General features: G+C 70.7%; 19 protein-coding genes. 6 read left to right on the top strand and 13 right to left on the bottom strand.

Translation table 11 applies throughout. From position 1 onward, the window contains the following. The first annotated feature begins 29 nt into the window (after nt 1–29). The gene (locus HNR73_RS02055) at nt 30–668 is read left to right on the top strand and encodes a TetR/AcrR family transcriptional regulator (protein ID WP_184785461.1); all 639 of its coding nucleotides are present in this window, start codon (nt 30–32) and stop codon (nt 666–668) included. Between the two features lie 52 nt (nt 669–720). Here the strand turns inward: HNR73_RS02055 and HNR73_RS02050 are convergent, their stop codons facing one another. Continuing rightward, nucleotides 721–2,487, bottom strand: a complete 1,767-nt coding sequence (locus HNR73_RS02050; RefSeq protein ID WP_184785460.1) for a bifunctional metallophosphatase/5'-nucleotidase — start codon at nt 2,485–2,487, stop codon at nt 721–723. A 136-nt stretch (nt 2,488–2,623) separates the two neighbouring features. Between HNR73_RS02050 and HNR73_RS02045 the strand changes: the two genes are divergently transcribed. Further along, nucleotides 2,624–3,316 carry an SDR family oxidoreductase gene (locus HNR73_RS02045; protein ID WP_184785459.1) on the top strand — a complete coding sequence of 231 codons (693 nt, stop codon included), beginning with the start codon at nt 2,624–2,626 and terminating at the stop codon, nt 3,314–3,316. Nucleotides 3,317–3,344: 28 nt separating this feature from the next. Beyond that, on the top strand, nt 3,345–3,926 hold the full coding sequence (locus HNR73_RS02040) for an SUKH-4 family immunity protein (RefSeq protein WP_184785458.1): 582 nt from the start codon (nt 3,345–3,347) through the stop codon (nt 3,924–3,926). Here the strand turns inward: HNR73_RS02040 and HNR73_RS02035 are convergent. From HNR73_RS02035 to thyX, 7 genes are all read right to left on the bottom strand, one after another. Then, on the bottom strand, nt 3,923–4,495 hold the full coding sequence (locus HNR73_RS02035) for a hypothetical protein (RefSeq protein WP_184785457.1): 573 nt from the start codon (nt 4,493–4,495) through the stop codon (nt 3,923–3,925). The two genes, HNR73_RS02040 and HNR73_RS02035, sit on opposite strands and share 4 nt — an antisense overlap. 82 nt (nt 4,496–4,577) lie before the next feature. Next, entirely contained in the window at nt 4,578–7,841 is a 3,264-nt protein-coding gene (locus HNR73_RS02030) for a S8 family serine peptidase (RefSeq protein WP_184785456.1), read from the bottom strand. A 122-nt stretch (nt 7,842–7,963) separates the two neighbouring features. Beyond that, entirely contained in the window at nt 7,964–8,455 is a 492-nt protein-coding gene (locus tag HNR73_RS02025; protein WP_184785454.1) for a hypothetical protein, read from the bottom strand. A 91-nt stretch (nt 8,456–8,546) separates the two neighbouring features. Then, nucleotides 8,547–9,635 (bottom strand): WD40/YVTN/BNR-like repeat-containing protein, encoded by a 1,089-nt coding sequence (locus tag HNR73_RS02020; RefSeq protein ID WP_203686109.1) that lies wholly within the window; start codon nt 9,633–9,635, stop codon nt 8,547–8,549. A gap of 115 nt (nt 9,636–9,750) precedes the next feature. Beyond that, on the bottom strand, nt 9,751–11,439 hold the full coding sequence (locus HNR73_RS02015) for a ribonuclease J (protein WP_184785453.1): 1,689 nt from the start codon (nt 11,437–11,439) through the stop codon (nt 9,751–9,753). A 14-nt stretch (nt 11,440–11,453) separates the two neighbouring features. Further along, a complete protein-coding gene (gene dapA / locus HNR73_RS02010; RefSeq protein ID WP_184785451.1) occupies nt 11,454–12,353 on the bottom strand; it encodes a 4-hydroxy-tetrahydrodipicolinate synthase in 900 nt (299 codons plus the stop codon). A 35-nt stretch (nt 12,354–12,388) separates the two neighbouring features. After that, on the bottom strand, nt 12,389–13,150 hold the full coding sequence (gene thyX / locus HNR73_RS02005) for an FAD-dependent thymidylate synthase (RefSeq protein ID WP_184785450.1): 762 nt from the start codon (nt 13,148–13,150) through the stop codon (nt 12,389–12,391). A 98-nt stretch (nt 13,151–13,248) separates the two neighbouring features. On the opposite strand from thyX, the gene HNR73_RS02000 reads away from it, so the two are divergent. Further along, complete coding sequence (locus HNR73_RS02000; RefSeq protein ID WP_184785448.1) at nt 13,249–13,746, top strand: toxin-antitoxin system HicB family antitoxin; 498 nt, start codon at nt 13,249–13,251, stop codon at nt 13,744–13,746. A gap of 26 nt (nt 13,747–13,772) precedes the next feature. Then, the gene (locus HNR73_RS01995) at nt 13,773–14,573 is read left to right on the top strand and encodes a DUF4097 family beta strand repeat-containing protein (RefSeq protein WP_184785447.1); all 801 of its coding nucleotides are present in this window, start codon (nt 13,773–13,775) and stop codon (nt 14,571–14,573) included. Between the two features lie 74 nt (nt 14,574–14,647). On the opposite strand, the gene HNR73_RS39395 is transcribed toward HNR73_RS01995, so the two are convergent. The 4 genes from HNR73_RS39395 to HNR73_RS01975 form a co-directional block, all read right to left on the bottom strand. Beyond that, complete coding sequence (locus HNR73_RS39395) at nt 14,648–15,256, bottom strand: DUF2752 domain-containing protein (protein ID WP_239122091.1); 609 nt, start codon at nt 15,254–15,256, stop codon at nt 14,648–14,650. Between the two features lie 674 nt (nt 15,257–15,930). Beyond that, nucleotides 15,931–17,175 carry a winged helix-turn-helix domain-containing protein gene (locus HNR73_RS01985; protein WP_184785725.1) on the bottom strand — a complete coding sequence of 415 codons (1,245 nt, stop codon included), beginning with the start codon at nt 17,173–17,175 and terminating at the stop codon, nt 15,931–15,933. Between the two features lie 62 nt (nt 17,176–17,237). Beyond that, nucleotides 17,238–17,948, bottom strand: a complete 711-nt coding sequence (locus HNR73_RS01980; protein WP_184785446.1) for an LppM family (lipo)protein — start codon at nt 17,946–17,948, stop codon at nt 17,238–17,240. Beyond that, nucleotides 17,932–18,549, bottom strand: coding sequence for a GNAT family N-acetyltransferase (locus tag HNR73_RS01975; RefSeq protein WP_184785445.1), 618 nt, complete (start codon nt 18,547–18,549; stop codon nt 17,932–17,934). Before HNR73_RS01975 ends, HNR73_RS01980 begins: the two co-directional genes overlap by 17 nt. Nucleotides 18,550–18,626: 77 nt before the next feature. Between HNR73_RS01975 and HNR73_RS01970 the strand changes: the two genes are divergently transcribed. Further along, a complete protein-coding gene (locus tag HNR73_RS01970) occupies nt 18,627–19,958 on the top strand; it encodes a glycosyltransferase family 87 protein (RefSeq protein ID WP_184785443.1) in 1,332 nt (443 codons plus the stop codon). On the opposite strand, the gene HNR73_RS01965 is transcribed toward HNR73_RS01970, so the two are convergent. Then, on the bottom strand, nt 19,931–20,479 hold the full coding sequence (locus tag HNR73_RS01965) for a GNAT family N-acetyltransferase (RefSeq protein ID WP_184785441.1): 549 nt from the start codon (nt 20,477–20,479) through the stop codon (nt 19,931–19,933). The two genes, HNR73_RS01970 and HNR73_RS01965, sit on opposite strands and share 28 nt — an antisense overlap. Nucleotides 20,480–20,491: the final 12 nt, after the last annotated feature.

Here is a 20,491-nt window from a genome sequence, read left to right as displayed (position 1 = left end):
TCAATTTTTTGGTCGAGTATAGTTAGGGCATGACCGAGGAGCTCAGCCTGCGGGAACGCAAGAAGCGGGAGACCGGGCGCATCATCTGGACGACGGCGCTGGCAATGTTCCGCGAGCGCGGCTTCGACGCCGTGTCCGTCAAGGAGATCGCCGACGCCGTATCGGTGTCGAAGATGACGGTCTTCAACTACTTCCCCACCAAGGAAGACCTCGTCATGCACCCCATGGCCGAGCACATCGACGAGCCCATGCGCGTCGTACGCGACCGGCCCAGCGGTGTCACGCCCCACGCGGCCTTCCGCGCGCACTTCATCGCCGCTCTCCGGCGCTTCGACGCCGCCACCGGACTCAACGCCAAACCGCTCGTCCGTGACATCCAGCAACTGGTGACGAAGACCCCGACGCTGATGATGCGCATGCTCGCCTACAACGGACTCGGGGAGCGCATGCTCGCCGACCAGCTGGTGAGCGAGGGCGCGACGGCGGCGACCGCCGAGATCATGGCCGGCCAGATCATGGCCACCCGCAACGTGCTCATCCACCTCAACCGCGGCACCCTCGACGGCGGCCGCGCGCCCGCCGAGGTCCTGCCGGAGGCGATCGTCAACGCCGAGCGGGCCTTCGACCTGCTGGAGAACGGTCTGGGCGACCTGTTCGCCCGTCCCTGACACGCGAAAGGGCCCGGGGAGTCGTCCCCGGGCCCTTCGGTGCGCGATCGCCTTAGATGAACGTGATCCGGTTCGCCGGGAGCGGCGCCGCCGGGTTCGTGGCCGACGTGTTCGCCGTGAACCACGCCTCCAGCGCGTCGATGTCGAGCCCGCCGACGAGGCGGTCGGTGCCCTTGGCCAGCTCGGCGAAGCCGTCCCCGCCGTCGGCGAGGAAGATGTTCACCGTCACCCGGTAGGTCGCGGCCGGGTCGAGGGCCGTCCCGTTCAGCTTGACGCTGCCGGTGACGATCTTGTCCGCGCCCGTCTTGGAGTTGTCCACCGTGTAGGTGAAGCCCTCCGAGGGCTGGAGCACCTTCGGGCTGGCCTGGTTCGGCCCGCTGTACTGCTGCTGGAGCACGGTGACGAGCTGCGCTCCGGTCAGGCTGATCGTGGTGAGGTTGTTGTTGAACGGCTGGACGGTGAACGCCTCGCCATAGGTCACCACGCCGTCGCCTTCGGCGCCGGACGCCTTGTACACCAGGTCCGAGCGCACGCCGCCGGGGTTCATCAGCGCGATGACCGCGCCGCCCTTGTCTGCCGCGGCGGTCGCCGCCAGCTGCGAGTCGGCGATCAGGTCGCCCAGCGGCGACTCCGGCTTCGTCGAACCGCGACCGGGCATGTCGCCGGAGATGTAGCCGATCTGCCGGTTGGCGATCGGGTCGACCAGCTCCTTGTACTTGGCGATCAGCGCCGTCTGGTCCTCGGCCTTGGTGACGTCGCGGGTGACGATGTGGTTCGACGCGTCCACCGACGTGCGCACGATGTCGCGCGTCTTGTGGTCGTAGGTCACGTTGATCTCGGTGAACAACCGCCCGAAGGACGAGCTGGACGTGACCATCCGCGGGTTACCCGACGGGTCGGGGATGTTGCACGTGTACGACTGGTGCGTGTGACCGGTGACGACCAGGTCGATCGACGAGTCGAGCTTCTTGGCGATGTCGGTGACCGGCCCGGAGATCCCGTCGCCGGGTCCGGGCGAGTCGCAGTTGTAGTTGTACACGTTGCTGGCCGGCATGCCGCCCTCGTGCAGCAGCACGACGATCGACTTGACGCCGATCAGGCGCAGCAGGCCCGCGTAGAGGTTGGCGGTCTTGACCTCGTCCTTGAACGCGAGGTTCTTGATGCCTTCCTTGGCCACGATGTTCGGCGTGCCCTCAAGGGTCATGCCGATGAAGCCGACGCGGGCACCTTGGAAGTTCTTCACCCACACCGGGGGAAGCGCCGGCAGGCCGGTGTTCTTGTCGACGACGTTGGCGCCCAGCATCGGGAAGTCCGCGCCGTCGTAGGGGTTCTCCGGGTCGGCGCAGCCGTCCACGGCGTGGCAGCCGCCGGACTGGATGCGGCGCAGCTCGTCGATGCCCTCGTCGAACTCGTGGTTGCCGACGGCGGTGATGTCGAGGCCGAGCTTCTCCATCGCCTCGACGGTGGGCTCGTCGTGGAACGCCGCCGACAGCAGCGGGCTGGCGCCGATGATGTCGCCGGCGGCGACGGTCACGGTGTTCTCGTGTCCGGCGCGGGCGGCCTCCAGGTGGGTGGCGAGGTACTCGACGCCACCGGCCGGAACCGTGACCGGCTTGCCGTCGGAACCGACGCCGGTCTGGATCGTCCCGGACGAGCCCGCCGGGGGCTCCAGGTTCCCGTGGAAGTCGTTGAACGCCAGGATCTGGATGTCGGTGGTCTTGCCGGGCTTACTGGCGCTCGTGGGAGCGGCGAAGGCCACTCCGCCGAGTACAGCCACCGCGCCGAACGCCGCCAGTACGCGACGTCGCCGTACGGTCATGGTGTCGGTCTCCTTAAGAGGGGGATCTGCCGCAGATAGCCAAGCAGAAAGAGGCAACGTACCGGTAACGACGACACGGCCGGTAGGGCGTTCGGTCCGATCGTTGCCGGATCGAGACGGCGATACCCTCGTGACCATGTCCACGATCATGGTCACCGGCGCGAGCCGCGGCATCGGTGCCGAACTCACCGGGATCCTCACCGCCCGCGGCGATCGCGTCCTCGCGCTGGTCCGGGACCCCGCCGGTCTCCCCGAGGGCGCCGAGGCGATCGTCGCCGACCTCGCCGATCCCGCGCGGCTCGCGAGCGCCCTGCCCGCCGTCGGCCACCTCGACGCGCTCGTCCACTGTGCGGGGATCTCCGACCCCGGCCCGGTCGACGGGATCGGCGTGGAACTGTGGCAGCGCGAGCTGAACGTGAACCTCGTGGCTCCGGCGGAACTGACCCGGATCCTGCTTCCGGCGCTGCGTTCGGCGCGCGGGCAGGTCGTGTTCGTCAACTCCGGCGCCGGGCTGAGCACCGGCCCCCTGTGGGCCGCCTACGGCGCCAGCAAGGCCGGGCTGAAGTCCCTGGCCGACGCCCTGCGCGCCGAGGAGACCGGTGTGGTGCGGGTGAGCACGGTCTACCCGGGCAACACCGACACCGACATGCAGCGACAACTGCGCGCCGAGCTCCAGGCGGACTACGACCCTTCGCGCGCCACGAGCGCGGCGACCGTCGCCGCGACGATCGCGCAGGTGCTCGACATGCCGGCCGACGCGATGGTCGTCGACCTGCGGATGGTGCCCCCGAACCCGATCCCGCACCCCACGCGGATGCCCGGACGCTAGGGCTTGCACGGCCGTGGACACTGTGGCCGTGACCCATGACCTGAAGATCATCACCCGCCCCACCGCCGAACACCTCGCCGAGGTGTTCGGCGCCGGCGCCCTGTGGCGGCCCACCGAGACGCCCGCGAAGCTCGTCGACGCCGAGACGCTGGAGTTCTTGCGCACCACCGGTTTCCCGGCGGTGAAGTTCGGCCGTTTCGACATCGACTCGTCGACCCTGCCCGTCAAGGGCCCCTGGGAGGCCGACGCCGACGAGATCTTCGGCCGCCGCGACCCCGACGACGACTCGCCGCCGACCGCCGTGTCCTATGCCTTCGCGACCTACAACGAGTACCACCTCATGGTCGACGGGAAGACCGGCGCCGTCGAGGTGTACTACCCGAGCGGCTGGGACCACGGTGAAGGCCATCAGGGACTCGCCTTCGACGGGATCGCCGAGCTGGCGGGCGCGATGGCGCTGCTCAAGCGTTGCGAGGAGCGCATCGAGGCCGGCGAGGCCCCGGCGGCGATCGCGGATCTCAGGGCCACGATCGGCGGGCTCGGCTGGGGCGATGCGCACTTCTGGGAGTGGATCTTCGAAGGCCTGGAGGACGAGTTCGGGGAAGGCTAGCCGCTCGTGTCGAGGATCGCTCGTCCACGCGGAGAGATCCGGTAGCCGACCTCAAGGCTCTCGGTGAGGCCCAGCTCCTTGAGCGAGCGGACGTCGGCCTTGAAGCGCGGGGTCTCGCGGCCGAGCCGGGCGGCGAGGTCGGCCGCGCGCGTGCCGGGGTTGCCGGCGATGAGGCGCAGGACTTCGCGCGTCCACGGCCCACGCCGGGATTCGAGGCTCGTGAGGCGCGCCGTGACGGCGGCGAGCTCGCCGGAGGTGAGGTCGGCGTCTTCCCGCAGGGCGATGCGGGGATCGTCGCCTTCGCGGTGGAGTTCGACGCGGTACAGCTCGCGGTCTTCGCTCGCGGGAAACGCGGCGAGCAGCTCGGCGCGGTCGGCGAACCCGGCGCGCCGGGCGTCGTCGTCGGTGACGGCGTCGTCGGCGATGGTCTCGACGGCGGTCACGCGCAGCACACCGACGGCGGTCTGCAGGGTGCCGCCTGGCTTGACGGCCGGCCGCCGCCATCGGCGGAAGGCGAGGTCGTCCTCGCCCGCGGCGATGCGGTCGAGTGCGGCGCGTCGGAAGAGCACGGGGTCAGTCTGCCAGGGCCCTGGTGGAGAGGGCGCCGTTACCGGCGACGGGCCGGGGTGGGACCCCGGCCCGTCGTTCGGGTCAGCGCACCCCGTAGGCGCGGATGATGGTGTGTTCGGCGGTGTTGCCCTCGGTGTCGGTCGCCGTGACGCGCAGGGAGACGAAGCCGGGTGCGGACGGGCCGTCGATCGTCAGCGCCATCCCGTCGACGGCGGCCGGTGTCCACGTTCCACCGTCGTCGAAGGACACCTCCACACTCAACGAGGCGAGTCCGGCGGCGGTCTGGTGCTGCACGGTGATCGGCACCCGCACGGCGGCACCGGCGGGCGCGTAGTTGTACAGGTCGAGGCCCTCGGGTGCGAACCTGACCATGGTCAGCGGCAGCGGTTCGGGGTCGTCGCAGGGCCGGTCACTGTGGCCGGACCGGAAGGTCCAGACGGCCTCGACCCTGGTGGAGAACGGCGACTCACTCCGGACGGCCTCGGCCTCCAGCCGGTAGCCGGCCTCGGCGGCCGGTACCGGGAAGAACCCGAAGCCCTCGCGGAACAAGAACTCCTTGACCAGGGTGCCCTCGCGGTAGAGGGCGGTGCGGGAGCTGTCGAGGTAGGTGTACCCGTGCGACTCCGGGGTGGCGTCGCTCGTCAGCGAGATCGCGTCGGCGGTGATGGCGTCACCCGCGCGGTAGAGCATCGGGGAGCCCCAGTCGCGCAGGCCCGGGCCGGTCACCGCGGAGTTGACGGTCTGGAAGTAGACCCCGCCGGCGACGTGGTCGTACGGGCCGGTGCGGACCAGGTGCTCGGTGTGGGTCAGGCCCTCGGCGTCGAGGTGGACCTGCTCGAACTCGCTGCGCCACATCATGCCGTCGGCGAGGTTGTGGTACTCGGTGCGGGTCGTCGGCAGGCTCGCGACGCGCAGCCAGATGCCGCTGCTCCAGCCGCGCGGATCGGTCGCGATCCAGCCCTTGTTGCCGCTCTTGCCCTCGCCCTGCGAACGATAGGTCGTGTTGATCCGGGCCAGGTCACCATAGGTCGCGTCCCGGACGAAGCCGTTGGGCAGTGAGCCGTGCGTGTACCAGGTGAGGTGGAACGCGACGGGGCTGGCGTAGGTCGTGCCGTCCTCGCCGCGGACCGCCCAGGTACCGGCGATCAGTGCGGTGAGCTCGTCGCTGGGCTCGCCGAGGGTCCCGGTGTACATCGCCTCCAGCCGGGAGCCGAGGACCAGGGAGTCGAAGGCGCCACCAGGGAAGAGGCGCTGGTAGCCGACGGTGACCCGCGCGGCCGACACCGACGGGTCGGGGACGGTGATCGTCACGCGTTTCGCGTCGGCGGCGTCGAAGGCGAGCGTGGTGTCGGCGGTGAGCGCGAAGGTCGGCCGGGTGAGCCGCGACTGCACCTGGCCGGGTTCGTAGACGACCGCGTCGAGGTGGTAGCGGCCCTTCTGGAGCCGCAGGGTGACGGTTCCGTCGGCGTCGTAGGGAGAGTGGTACACGAGGCGGTCGAGATCGACGAGGCCGAGCACGTAGTCGCTCGCCGCCGACCCGTCCCGGTCGGTGACCGTCAGGGTCAGGTCGTAGCTCTCGGGTTCCTTGTCGACCGCGATCGGCGTGGTGACGGCGTTTCCGGGCCCGGTGGCGGTGACGCGGCCGGTGTACAGGCCGTCGGGGCCGCCACGGCGGGTGTCCACGGTGACCTTCACCTTGGCGGTGCCCTTGCCGGGCACGGTCAGGCGGGTGCGGTCGAGCGTGAAGGTCCCGGCGGGCGCGGTGGCGCCGTCCGGGCCGATGGCGGCGACCGACAGACGCAGCACGACGGGCAGTTTCCCGCTGTTGCGGTAGGTGAGGGTCCGGGTGACCGGGGCGTCGTCGGCGTGCGGCCACTGCGCCACACCCGCCGAGATCGAGCCGGGGACGGCGGTGATCTTCCGCTCGACCGCCGCGGCGACGTCGACGAGCCCGGCGCCCTGGGCGAACGGGCTGACGCCCTCGGCGGGGACGGCCGAGCCCATGAGAGCCGACTTCAGGCGCTGCCCGGACCACCCGGGGTGCCGCTGTTTGAGGATCGCCGCCGCACCCGCCACATGCGGTGTGGCCATGGACGTGCCGTCCATCGAGACATAGCCGTCCCCGGCGGGTTCACCGAGCCATCCGTTGGCGGCCTTCGCGGCGACGATGCCGACACCGGGGGCGGTGATGTCCGGCTTGAGGGCGGAGTCGCCGAGGCGCGGGCCACGGCTGGAGAACTCCGCGAGGACGCCCGACTTGTCGACGGCTCCGACGGTCAGGGCCGCGTCGGCGCTCCCGGGCGAATCGACGCTCGCGTCGGCGCCGCTGTTGCCCGCGGCGGTGACGAACAGCGTCCCGTACGCGGCACTCAGGTCGGCGACCGCCTGTTCGAGGGGATCGATGCCGGGGGTGTCGGGTCCGCCGAGGCTCAAGTTGACGACGTCGGCACCGGACTTCGCGGCCCATTCCATACCGGCGAGGACCGCCGAGTCGGGGCAGGACGTGTCGGGGCAGACCTTGCCGATGAGCAGCTCGGCTCCGGGCGCGACGCCCTTGTACCGGCCCTGCGAGGCGGCGCCACTGCCGACGATCGTGGAGGCGACGTGCGTGCCGTGACCGACGGTGTCGTCGACGTCGGGTGCCTCGGTGAAGTTGCGGGAGCCGGCGATCCGGCCGGCCAGGTCGGGATGGGTGGCGTCGACGCCGGTGTCGAGGACGGCGACGGTGATGCCTGCACCGTCGTAACCCGCCTCCCATGCCTGCGGTGCCCTGATCTGCGGAACCGACTCGGCGAGCGTGACCTGCCGGACGCCGTCGAGCCACACGCGGTCGACATCGCCTTCGGCGAGCCGGCGCCACAGGCTCGTGTCGTCCTTGTCGTGGGCCACCGCGGACATGCCAAGGCCCGGGATGCGGGCCGTGACTCCGGCGACGGTTCCGCCGCGCACGATGAGCGGCACCGCGCCGGACCGCTCGTCGCCGTGCCCGGCGGCGAGCAGAGCGGTGATGTCGAAGAGGCGGGCGTCGACCCGGCCCTCCGCGACGGGACGCAGCGCGTCGGCGGGCAGGACGTGCAGGTGGCCGTCGCGGCGCCGGACCTCGAAGTCGACGTCGGCGCGTCCCGGGGCCGGTCGCACGTCGGGAATCTCCTGGCCGTCGGCCCATCGGACGGTGACCACGTCGCCGGTGATGAGGGTGACGCTCCCGGCGGACGTGTCCGGGCTGTCCGCGGGCGGGCCCGCCGCGAGGGCAGCGACCGGGGCCGCGACCACTGTCCCGGCCGCGACGGCGAGCGCCGCGACACCGGTGAACAGGCGAGTGAACGGGGTGGGTCTCGTTCGCACTCGTGTCTCCTAACTGGACGATGGCACGCCCGGGGGAGCGCACCGAAAGCGGAGACAAGGCGAGGGTGCGGGACCTATGCCCGGGTTCGCCGTTTTCTTCGGGCGCGTGGGAGATTCCCGGGCTACTCCCCCATCACCAGTCGCACGACCCGCCGGACGTGCGGGTTGGCGTGCCCGGCGTGGCGGTCGATCGCCTCGTGGCCGGGGTCCTCGCCGCCGTCGGCGGTGCGGATGACCCGCAGCGTCGCGAGTTCACGGGCCGCGCGGATCAGCGCGACCGGCTCGGCGGCGGGTTCGGTGGCCAGGACGGCGAGCGCGTCGGCGAGGGTCACCGTCGGGACGACCGTGGCGAGTTCGGCCGCGAGGGCCTCGCCCGCTTCCGGGATCGCCGCCGAGAGGCACACGAACCGGGTCCCGTACAGCTGGTGTTCGGCGTACCGGACGAGTGAGTCGTCGGTGGTGCGCCAGGCGGCGAGGACGGATGCCCCCGGCCAGTCACCGCCTTCTTCGCAGGTGGGCCAGTCCCGGTCGGCGGCGTGCTTGGCCACGGCGTCGGGGTCGGCGTCGTCCGCCAGCAGCAGGGTGCGCTGCCAGGCGAGGCTGTCGGCGCTCATGTCGCGCGTTCATCCTTTCCACGAGACACCCCCGGTAGTGGCCACAGTAGACCGTGGCCACGACCGGGGGCTCAGGTGCGTCGGCGAAGGGTCAGCCGAGGCTGAGTTTCGCCACCCGTCCCTTCGGTCCCGAGGCCCAGCAGGCGAAACCGTGGACGCAGTCGACGCTGTCGAAGGCGCCGTCGTCGAAGCGGTGCCAGCTGCGGCCGCCGTCGAAGGTGAGGTCGCTGCCGGTCGGGCCGACGGTGACGGCGAGCGGACCGGCGAGGAAGGACACGCCGGAGCGGTACTCGCCGGGGCTGTCGCCGGAGAGTTCGAGTCCGGCGGGGCCCTTGCCGGTGTAGGCGAAGGCGTCGGGGGCCGACGTGGGCGTGGTGTAGTCGCCGCCGACGAGGATGCCGTGCTTGGCGTCTGCGAACGCGGCGGCGTAGATGCCGGCGCTCGGGCCGCTCTTGACGGCGGTGTCGTGCGCGGTCCAGGTGGCGCCGCGGTCGGCGGTGTGGATGATGCGGGCCGTCTCGGCTCCCCCGGTGACGAGGTAGGCGTTGTGCCGGTCGGCGGCGACGAGGCACTGGCCGCTGGCGGCGAACGCGAACTCGCCGGGCAGGGCCTCGGGCGAGCGCTCGGCCGGGAGGACGCTCCAGGTCCGGCCGCCGTCGGCGGTGCGGATGAAGCGGATCCGGCCGTCGACGGGGTCGCTCATGGCGATGCCGTGGCGCGTGTCGAAGAAGGCCATGCAGTCGTAGAAGGCCGTCGGTTCGGCGTTGGTGAAGGTGTTGGTCCAGGTGGTGCCGCCGTCGTCGGTGACGTAGACGCGCGACTCCTCGGCCGGGCCGATGGTCAGCGCGACGGCGCGCCGGGCGTCGAAGGCCTCGATGTCGCGGAACTCCAGGCCCGCCGCCTCGGCCGGGGAGACGTTCTGCCAGGAGCCGCCGCCGTCGACGGTGCGGAGGATCGTGCCGCCGCTGCCGGCGACCCAGGCGACCTTCGAGCTGACCGCCGACAGGCCGCGGAACTGGCCGGTGACGCCCGTGTCGGTGAGTTCCCAGGACAGGTCGAGGCGGCCGTCGGCCTTGGGGAGGGGGTCGGCCGAAGCCGCCTGGGGGGAGATCGTCGCGGCCATTATTAAGGCCATGCCGAGCACGGCGAGCCGGCGGAGCGGCTTTCGATGACGCTGCATCGGGTGAAGGTATCAACGGCGCCGACGGCGGGCAAGATCCGCGGGAGTCACCGAACGCGCACACGGCACCGCCCCGGCCGGGTGGGCCGGGGCGGTGCCTGTGTCGCGGTGGTGCCTAGACCTCCAGCACGTTCGGGACGATCATCGGGCGGCGGCGGTAGGTCTCGTTGACCCAGCGCCCGACCGTGCGGCGCACGAGCTGCTGGAGCTGGTGCGGGTCGGTGACGCCGTCCTCCGAGGCCCGGTCGAGGGCCGCGGTGATGACCGGCAGGACCGGGTCGAATGCCGCGGGGTCCTCGCTGAAGCCCTTCGCGGAGACCGTCGGGCCGCCGACGACCTTGCCGGTGACCGAGTCGATGACGACGGTCGCGGCGATGAAGCCGCCGTCGCCGAGGATGCGCCGCTCGCTGAGCAGGCTCTCGCCGACGTCGCCGACGGCGAGGCCGTCGACGAAGATGTAGCGGTTCGGGACGTGCCCGACGACGCGCGCGACACCGTCGATGAGGTCGACGACGTCGCCGTCCTCGACGAGGGCGACCTGGTCGGCGGGGACACCGGTCTTGACCGCGAGGCGAGCGTGGGCGCGCAGGTGGCGCCACTCGCCGTGCACGGGCATGAAGCTGCTGGGCCGGACCATGTTGAGCAGGTACAGCAGCTCACCGGCCGGGGCGTGCCCGGAGACGTGGACCTTCGCGACGTCCTTGTGGATGACCGTGGCGCCGGCCCGCGAGAGGCGGTTGATGACGCCGTAGACGGCCGTCTCGTTGCCCGGCACCAGCGACGAGGCCAGCACGACGGTGTCGCCTTCGCCGACGGTGATGTGCCGGTGGTCGCCGGAGGCCATGCGGCCGAGGGCGCTCATCGGCTCGCCCTGCGAACCGGTCGACATGAACACGATCTCCTCGGGCCTCATCGAGGCCGCGTCGTCGATCGAGACCAGCAGGTCGCCGGGGATGTTGAGCAGCTTCAGGTCGCGTGCGATGCCCATGTTGCGGACCATCGACCGCCCGATCAGCGCGACCTTGCGGCCGTGCTGGTGGGCGGAGTCCATGACCTGCTGCACGCGGTGCACGTGCGAGGCGAAGGAGGCGACGATGATGCGGCCGGTGGCGGTCCGGAAGATGTCGTCGAGGACGGGCCGGATCTCCTGCTCGGAGGTGACGAAGCCGGGGATCTCGGCGTTCGTCGAGTCCGACATGAGCAGGTCGACGCCCTCGGCGCCGAGGCGGCCGAAACCGGCGAGGTCGGTGATGCGCCCGTCGAGCGGCAGCTGGTCCATCTTGAAGTCACCGGTGTGCAGGACCGTGCCCGCCGGCGTGCGGATGGCCACGGCCATCGCGTCGGGAATCGAGTGGTTGACCGCGAAGAACTCGCACTCGAAGGCACCCAGTTGCTCGGTGCCGCCGTCGGCGACGACGAGCGAGTAGGGCTTGATCCGGCGCTCGGCGAGTTTCGCCTCGACCAGGGCGATGGTGAACTGCGAACCCACCAGCGGGATGTCGGGCTTGTGCTGGAGCAGGTACGGGACCGCTCCGATGTGGTCCTCGTGCCCGTGGGTCAGGACCACGGCCTCCACGTCATCGAGCCGGTCGAGGATCGGGGAGAAGTCCGGCAGGATGAGGTCGACCCCGGGCTGATCCATGTCGGGGAAAAGGACCCCGCAGTCCACGACCAGCAGTTTGCCGTCGTATTCGAACACGGCCATGTTGCGGCCGATCGCGCCGAGCCCGCCGAGCGGGATGACCCGCAGCGCGCCCTCGCTGAGAGGGGGCGGCGGGCCCAATTCGGTACTTCCTTGGCTCACTGTGTCTCCCCTTTTCACAACGTCTCTCCGGCGGCGGCCAGATCGGCGCGCAGCTGCTCCCGGAGGACGCCATCGGCGTCGACCAGCGGAGAGCGCACCGGCCCCGCCGGAAGACCTTTCATGTCCAATGCGGCTTTCACCGCGATCGTGCCCTGAGTGCGGGTCATGAGACCGGCGACGGCGGGGACGAGCGCGAGGTTCACCGCGCGTGCCGTGGCGAGGTCGCCCCGGTCTACCGCGTCGTACATCTCGGCCAGGCGGTGACCGACAAGGTGGGCGACGACGCTGACCGCGCCCACCTGACCGATCGCCGCCGTGGCGAGATTGAGTTCGTCGATGCCGCTGTACAGCGACAGATCGGTGGCCGCCAGGACCCGCTGCGAGGCGAAGAGGTCGCCCTTGGAGTCCTTGACGGCGACGATCCTGGGGTGTTCGGCCAGCCGGATGATCGTCTCGGTCTCGATCGGGACGCCCGAGCGGCCCGGGATGTCGTAGAGCATCACCGGCAGGCCCGTCGCGTCGGCGATGGCCGTGAAGTGCCGGATCAGCCCGGCCTGCGGCGGCTTGTTGTAGTACGGGGTGACGACCAGCAGACCGTGCGCCCCGGCCTCCTCGGCCCGGCGGGCGAGCTCGATGGAGTGGGCGGTGTCGTTGGTGCCGACACCGGCGACGACCTTCGCACGGTCGCCGACGGCCTCGACGACCGCGCGCACCACGGCCTCCTTCTCGGCGTCGCTGGTGGTCGCCGACTCGCCGGTCGTGCCGTTGAGCACGAGACCGTCGCACCGCTGCGTGTCCACCAGGTGCGCGGCGAGTTCCCGCACACCGTCGGCGTCCACTTCGGATCGCGCGCCGAAGGGCGTGATCATCGCGGTGAGCAAACGCCCGAACGGGCGCGCGGAGTGGGTCGTCATGGGATCCAACCTAACTGACTGCGTGGGGGCCCCGATCAGCCTTCGTGCACGTAGGGGCTGCTGGCCACCTCGGTGCCGTCTTCGAGGGCGGTGATGGTGAAGTCGCGGAAGACGTTCGTCGCGGTCTTCTGGAGTTCGCGCAGGCAGGAGACGGCGGCGGCGCGGATCTCGACGTCGGCGTGCTCGGTGGCGCGCATGGCGACGAAGTGGCGCCAGGCGCGGTAGTTGCCGGTGACGACGATGCGGGTCTCGGTGGCGTTGGGCAGCACCGAGCGCGCGGCCTGGCGGGCCTGCTTGCGGCGGAGGGTCGCGTTGGGGACGTCGGCGAACTTCTTCTCCAGGCCTTCGAGGAGCTCGATGTAGGCCTGCTGCGAGGCGGCGGCCGCCGCCAGGAACTTCGCGTGCAGCTCCGGGTCCTCGGCGATGACATCCGGCTCGACCATCATGGCGTCACGTTCGGGGACGTAGCGCTGGGAGAGCTGGCTGTAGGAGAAGTGGCGGTGCCGGATCAGCTCGTGGGTGAGCGAGCGGGAGATGCCGGTCATGTAGAAGGTGGCCGAGCCGTGCTCCAGGACCGACAGGTGACCGACCTGGAGAATGTGCTCCAGGTAGCCGGCGTTGGTGGCGGTGGCCGGGTTCGGCTTCTTCCAGGACTGATAGCAGGCGCGGCCGGCGAACTCGGCGAGGCCCTCCCCGCCGTCGGCGTCGGTCGACCACGGCACGTCGGCCGGGGGCTCGAAGTGGGTCCAGGCGATGAGCCTGAACTCTGGCGTGGTGGTTACCGGCTCAGCGGACACGGTGTAGCCCCTCGGTCAGTGACGGTTGATTGGCCTTGAGAATAGTTCTGTGCTGGGTTGGCATTGCATGACGCCACTGGAGGTGTCATACTGGCGTCATGGATTTGAGCCCTTACCTTGAGACACTCCGGCGTGACTTCGTCAGCAGCGCGGCACCGGGCGGCGAGGACGTCACCCGCACCGCCGAGCTGCTCGCCGGCTCCATCGAGGCGGCCATCCGCCTGTCGATGATGGAGGTCCTCTCCGCCGCCGCCGATGAGATCACCGACGAACTCGACAAGAGCGGGCACCCCGCCACCGTCGAGGTTCGCATGCGCGGACGCCAGGCCGACATGGTCGTCACCGACGCCCCGGCCGCCGCGCCCGCTCCCCCGCCGACCAGCGCCGGAGACTCCGGCGATGTCGCGCGCATCACCCTGCGCCTGCCCGAGCAGCTCAAAGAGGCCGTCGAACAGGCCGCCTCCGCCGAGAGCATCTCGGTCAACGCCTGGCTGGTCCGCGCCATCAACGCCTCCGTGCACGGCGGTCCTCCCACCAGCTCCACCACCGGGCGGGCCCGCTTCGGCCGCCGCATCACCGGTTACGCACAAGCCTGAAGCCTTCGAGTCCGAATAGGATCGTCATGCCAGATTTTCCTTGCGCGACACCGGTGAACACCGACATCGGCATCGGTTCCGGCACGCTCGACATCACCGCCGAGGAACGCGAGTCGGCCAGCGTCGACGTCGTCCCGCACAACCCGAACGACGCCCACGCCCGTGAGGCGGCCGACGCCACCGAGGTCACCTTCGACGGCGACACGCTCATCGTGCGGACCCCCGAAGCGGGCATCGGCTGGCTCTTCAAGCGCCTCCCGGCGCTGCGGATCACCGTCCGGCTGCCGCTCGGCTCCAACGTCCGCGCCAAGTCCGCCTCGGCCGACGTCACACTCCGCGGACGTGCGGGGAAGGTCACCGTCATCACCGCCAGCGGCGGCGTCCACGTCGCCGAAGCCGACGAGATCTCCGCCAACAGCGGCAGCGGCGACGTGAAGATCATCGACGCCCTCGGGCGCGTGCACGCCAACACCGCCTCCGGCGACATCGAGATCGACCGCGCCGAAGGCGAGATCACCACCCGCTCCGCCAGCGGTGACGTGCGCGTCGGCGAGGCCGGCGGCTCCGTGTCGGCGACCACCGCCTCCGGCGACGTGCTCATCCGGCAGGGCGCCCGCGGGGTCTACAAGATCCGCACCGTCTCCGGTGAGGTCTCGGTCGGCGTCGCCAAGGGAACCGGAGTCTGGCTGGACCTCAGCAGCACCAGCGGCCGGACCAGCAGCGACCTCGCCGTCGGCGACACGCCCGTCGCGGTCGCGACACCGGACCTCAACCTGCAGATCCGCACGGTCAGCGGGGACATCGAGGTCGTGCGCACCCAGGCCTGACACGCCAGACGTGGTCCCAGGGGTGCGGGGCTCATCCATCAGGGGGCGGTTGCCGGAAGGCGATCGCCCCCGGGCTATACGTAGAGACTCGTGAACGGCGCCCACGGCAGATTGCGGACGACCCAGAACACGCCCCACACGGCCAGGAAGACACTGATCGTGTTCGGCCCCAGCCGCAACTTCGGCAGCGTGAACCTCGCGTTCGGGAACATCCGCCGCCACGCCCACGACAGGTACATGTAGACCAGGAACGGCGCCGCGAAGACCGCGATCGCGTGATAGCGCGCCGCCTCCGGCAGATTCCCGTGCAGGACGTACCACAACGCCCGCGTCCCACCACAACCCGGACAATCGAAGCCCGTGACCATCTTGAAGGCACACGCACCCAGATCGGGCTCCGCGTCCGTCGGATTGTTCGCCAGGACATACCAGACCGGCAAGGTCATGCACATCACCAACGCCAACGGCGCCAACCACGCCGGACCGTTCACGACCCGGCCGAAGAAACGCCCCAACCGCGTCGCCGGCCGCTTCGGATAATCCGGCGCCGGATAGTAGCGGCCGTCCGGACCCAACACCACCGCCTGATGCACCTTGTGCACCGTGCAATCCGGACCACAAGGCGGCGCGGAGGCATCCAGCGCCTCGACGCTCCCTTCGGGGGCCGCAGCCGCCTCCGTCATCGCGAGATCCCTTCCATGGCCGCAGCCGAGTCAGATTCAGAGTAGCGCTGCTCGTCCAGGCGGTGCGAACGAAACCGCCTGAGGGGATCGGGCCTCGGCCCGCCGCCGGTGCGAGGTTCCCAAGGCGGGTGCGGACGTGGCCGGGTACCCGGCGTGGGCGGGGTGACCGCGGCGGGGCACCCGGCGCGGGTGAACCGCGAGCGGGGACTCGCGCTCTTGAGTCGGATGACTCGGCTTCCCGGCCTGAGTGGGTGAACGCCGCTGTGCTCGTTCGGGCGGCGCGAACAAAGCCGCCTGAAGGGCAGGGGATCGGGCTGCGACCCGCCGCCGGTGCCAAGTTCCCGGCCAGGGCAGGGAAACGCGGCCGGTACCCGGCGTGGGCGAGCGAAGCGAGGCTCGCTGTGAGCGGGACCGGAGGACTCGTGCTCGCGGGGCCGCGCCTTGGGTTCCCGGGCGAGCTGCGAAGCGGCACTCGCGCATGCCGGGCCGGTGCCCCGAGCTCCCCGCCTGGGTGAGCCGGCGTGCGAGCGGGCGAGCCTCGCCCCTGGCGCGAGCACCGCGGCCGGGTCCCCTCCGGCGCGAGCCGCACAGCGGCACCGGACCGCCCCCGCGGCCGTACCGGGCTCACGGCGCACCACGCCGCCCCACCCCGCCCGCCTCCGGCATGCGCCCCCTCACAACGCCGCCGTCAACTCCCGGGCGAAGTCACCGCGCATCGGCGCCTCGACCTTCTCCAGACCCAGCCACGTCGCCATCCGCCGCAGCTCGGCCGCCAGCTCGGCCGCGACACGCGCCGAGTCGCCGCCGGCGTCCACGTGCGGCTCCTTCCAGGCCGACGGGACGCGCAGGACGCCCTCCTTGCGGTCCGCCTTCAAGTCCACGCGAGCCGACAACAGCTCGTCCAGCAGGAACGGCAGCACGTAGTACCCGTGCTTGCGCTTCGCCTCCGGCACATAGATCTCGATCCGGTAGTGGAAATCCCACAACCGCAGTGTCCGGTCCCGCTCCCACACGAGCGGATCGAACGGGCTCACCAGAGCCGCCGCCCGGATCGCGCGCGGCACGATCACGCTCTCGTGCACATACGCCGGCTTCGCCCAGCCCTCCACCGACACCGGGAACACCGTCTGCGCCTCCACCAGCTCGGCGAGCGCCTTGCGGGCGCCCTCGGGGCGCAGGCGGAAGTAGTCGCGCAGGTCCGTCTCGGTGGCGACCCCCAGCGACGCCGCCGACAAGGCCATCAGCTCACGGTGGGCGTCGGCGGGATCCGGGGTCGGCGTCGCGATGATCTCCGGCGGCAGGACGCGTTCGGTCAGGTCGTAGGTGCGTTCGAAGTTCGGCCGCGCGGCGGTCGTGACCTCACCCGCCCAGAACAGGTACTCCAGCGCGGCCTTCACCGCACCCCAGTTCCAGCCCCAGTTGTCCTTGCGGCGGACCAGCAGAGACGCGTCCTCCTCGGCAAGGACCGCCTCGATGCCGCGCGCGGGCAGCGGACCGTGCTCCCCGACGACCTCCTTGACGCGCTCGACGAAGACCCGGTGGTCCTTGTTGATCCGCTTCATCGCGCCCCAGGCGTGCTCGTCGGCACGGGCCATGCGCCAGCGCAGCAGCGGCTGGAGCCGCACGGGCAGGAGCGAGGCCGCGTGTCCCCAGTACTCGAAGAGCTCGCGCTTGCCCTGGTAGGCGGCCCGGTCGACCAGCTCGGCGGGGTAAGGCCCGAGCCGCGAGAAGACCGGCATGTAGTGCGCGCGCACCAGGACGTTGATCGAGTCGATCTGGAGGGCGTTGGTGCGGGCCAGGACCTTCTTGAGGTGCCGCGGGGTCGGGGTGGCGTCCGGCCGCGGCTCGCCGAAGCCCTGCGCGGCGAGCGCGATCCGGCGCGCCTCGGCGTTGGTGATGGTCGTCTTCTGTCTGCGCATAGAGGCCACGGGCGCAGGTTAACGGGCGGGTGTGACAAAAACCCCGCCGGAGCCGCCGGCCGTCAAGGACGCAGGCTGACCCGCATCAGCTGGAACACGATCAGCAGGAACACCAGCGCGACCGCCGCCAGGCTGATCCACAGCACCCACAGCGCCAGTTCCGGGTTCCCGCCCGGCCCGGCGACGGCGTCGAGCTCGTTGCGCTCGCCCATCCTCAGCTGCCAGGTCACGGTCCGGCCGTCGTCGGAGATCTCGCCGTTGGTGCTCAGCACGGCGCCCGGGAAGGTCACCGAGACGCGCATGTCGGCGCGCGGCATGGCCGCAGCGATCGCCTGGTCGAGGGGGCCACCGTCGCCGGGCGGTTCGTATCTGGTGTCGGCGACGCCCTTCAGGACGTAGTTCTGGCCGTCCCTGTCGATGCGGATGAAGTCCCCGTCGTCGGCGTCGGTGTCGTTGAACTCCGACAGCGGCGTGTTCTCGTACACGTACTCGGTGCCCGTGAAGGTGCCGTCGTCGTAGGGCCGCTGACTGGTCACGCCCTGGACGGCGCCGTCGCCGAGGGGGTCCCCGTCGCCACCGAGCCGCGTCAGGACGTTCTTGTCGAAGGCGACGACGAGCGTGCCGCTGACGGTGTCGTCCCGGTTGACGGTGACGTCCATGTCGAACTTGACGCACCCGGTCAGCGCGAACGCCCCGACGATCGCGAGCACGCCCACCGCGACGGCTCGCTTCGCGCGCGTACGCGCGATCACCCGATTACCCTTCGTGGTCACGGGTTGATCGTAATCGAACTTCACCCTCGCGTTCGGGTACCGACACATGCAGTCGCCGCTGGACGACGACCACGCCGTCCATGTCGAGGCCCCTGGTCGCACCGTCGAACTCCCAGCCCGCGGACTGGAGGAAGCCGGTCGTCGCGGGGTCCTCGGCGAAGGCCCACGCCCAGGCCGAGGCGAAGCCGTCGTCGCTCCAGTGGGCCATCGCCGCCGACAGCAGGCGGCTGCCGTGTCCCCGCCTTCCGAAACGCGGCTCCACCAACAGATCGGTGATGGCCGCGAGGGGCCCGGCGGGGCGCTCCTGTCGGTGGGGATCGGTGGGTGCTGCGGTATCGTCGTCGGCTGGACCGATTGCCGCGAATCCGACGGCCCGCGCTCCGGGCTCCGATTGCTCGACGGCGACCAGGACGTGGTGCCCCGGCGTCGGTGGCGAGGCCACCGCCGCGAGCCAGCGGTCGGTCAGCCAGGACTTGTCGAGCCGGTCGAGAATGTGTGGGGGAATGAGCCGTGTGTACGCGGTTCGCCAGGTGAGGAGTTGAAGCCGTGCGATCTCGGCCGCGTCCTCTGCACGGGCCGGACGGACAAAACCGAGCGCCATGCGGCAAGGGTACGGGCACGATCTTGTGGCGTTGACGGCACCGGTTGGGGTTGCGGAACTTGTTGAAAGAGGTGGCAGTGGGCGAGGAGAAGCGGGACGGCGGCGAAGCGGCCCCCGCACGCGCCCGGCGCCCCCGCTGGCTGCTCCCCGCCCAGATCTCGGGAGCCGTCGCCCTCGTGGTCGTGACCTGGTACCTCGTCTCGACCTACGGCGGGCACCACCGCCTCTTCGACCTGCGGATCTACCGTAAGGCCGTCCGCTACTGGCTGGCCGGCGGCAACGTCTACGACTACTGGCAAGAAGACGTCATCAACGGGACCCTCGGGTACACCTACCCGCCGTTCGCGTCGGTGCTGATGGCGCCGATGGGCGCGCTGCCGTGGGACATGGCCAAGTGGACCCACATCGGTGCCATGGTCGTGTGCCTGGCGATCACGTCGTACTGGCTGCTCACACCGGTACTGCGACGGCACAGGATCCCCTTGTGGCTCGGCCTGACCGTCGCCGGGTGCTTCATCGTCAGCGTCGAACCGATCCGCGAGACCCTCAGCTTCGGCCAGGTCAACCTGATGCTGATCGCCCTGGTCCTCGGTGACGTGCTCTTCCTGGTCCGCCGCAAGTCCTCCCTCGCCGGCGTCGGCATCGGACTGGCGACGGCGATCAAGCTCACGCCCGGCATCTTCATCATCTATCTGCTGGTGACCAGACGATGGCGGGCCGCGGCCGGATCGATCATCACCGCGGCCGTCGTCTCGCTGCTGGCGGCGCTCGTCGATCCACGCATGTCGATCCGCTTCTGGTTGATCACGGCCTGGGACTCCGGTCGCGTCGGGCACAACGACAACACCTCGAACCAGTCGGTCGCTGGCCTCCTCGCACGCATCTTCGACCCCAACGCCTACCCGCAGTGGCTGTGGCTGGTGCTGGTGGCGGCGGTGGTCGCCTACGGCATGTGGAAGGCCGCGAAGGCCGGACGCGACGGCGACGAGATCGCCGGGCTCACGCTCACCGGCATCGTCGGGATCCTGATGTCGCCGGTGTCGTGGACGCACCACATCTACTGGATCGTGCCCGCCCTGCTGATCACCCTCGACGTGATGCGCACCGACCGCGCCCGCATGTCCCGCCGACGATGGTGGGGCTACGGGGCCCTCGCGCTGTTCGCGTACCTGCCGTTCATGTACGGCTTCGTGTGGCTGTTCGCCGAGGAACCCGGGAAGCACTGGGACCACGGTTTCGGCTGGTTCCTCGCCGAGAACACCTATGTCTTCGCGCTGGTGGCGCTGCTGCTGTGGATGCCCATCCGGCGCGGTGTCGACGCGACCGACTCGCGACCGGGCGTGTGGTGGCCGATCCCGTGGAAGTCGGCGGCCCCCGAACCTCAGCCCGCGGCGGCCCCGAGCTCGTAACGCGAGATCGGCAGCGACGCGCCGTTGAAGTCCAGGACGGTCCGGGCGCCGTCGAGGGCGAAACCGTGGCGGAGGTAGAAGCGGGCCGCGCGTTCGTTGCCGTCCAGGGCCCACAGCCGTATCGGTGACAGGCCCAGCTCCCGCAGGCGTGCCAGCGCCGTCGTCATGAGCGCGTGCCCGGCCCCGGTGCCCCACGCCTCCGGATCGGCGTAGACGGCGTAGATCTCACCGCCGAGCGCGGCGTCCCGGCGATCGGGATCGTGGTCCTCCCGGTAGGTCCCGTAGGTGATGAACGCGACGACCGAGCCGGTGCGTTCGGCGAGCAGGCGGAAACGATCGGCGGGCGGGTCGAGGACTCCCCTGCGCCACTGCTCGACGCTGCGGCCGAGGTCCATCGCGTCGAGCGCCTCGTCCGGTACGAGCCCGGCGTAGGCGGCCCGCCAGCAGCGGTGGTGCAGTTCGACGACGGCCCGTACGTCGTCGAGGGCGACGGGCCGGATGAGAAGCTCGGACGTGGACATCGCGGTCACCTC

This window comes from Phytomonospora endophytica (assembly GCF_014202425.1).
GTDB lineage: Bacteria > Actinomycetota > Actinomycetes > Mycobacteriales > Micromonosporaceae > Phytomonospora > Phytomonospora endophytica.
The sequence above is the reverse complement of the archived record's forward strand: the minus strand, read 5'-3'. Positions and strand labels throughout refer to the sequence as shown.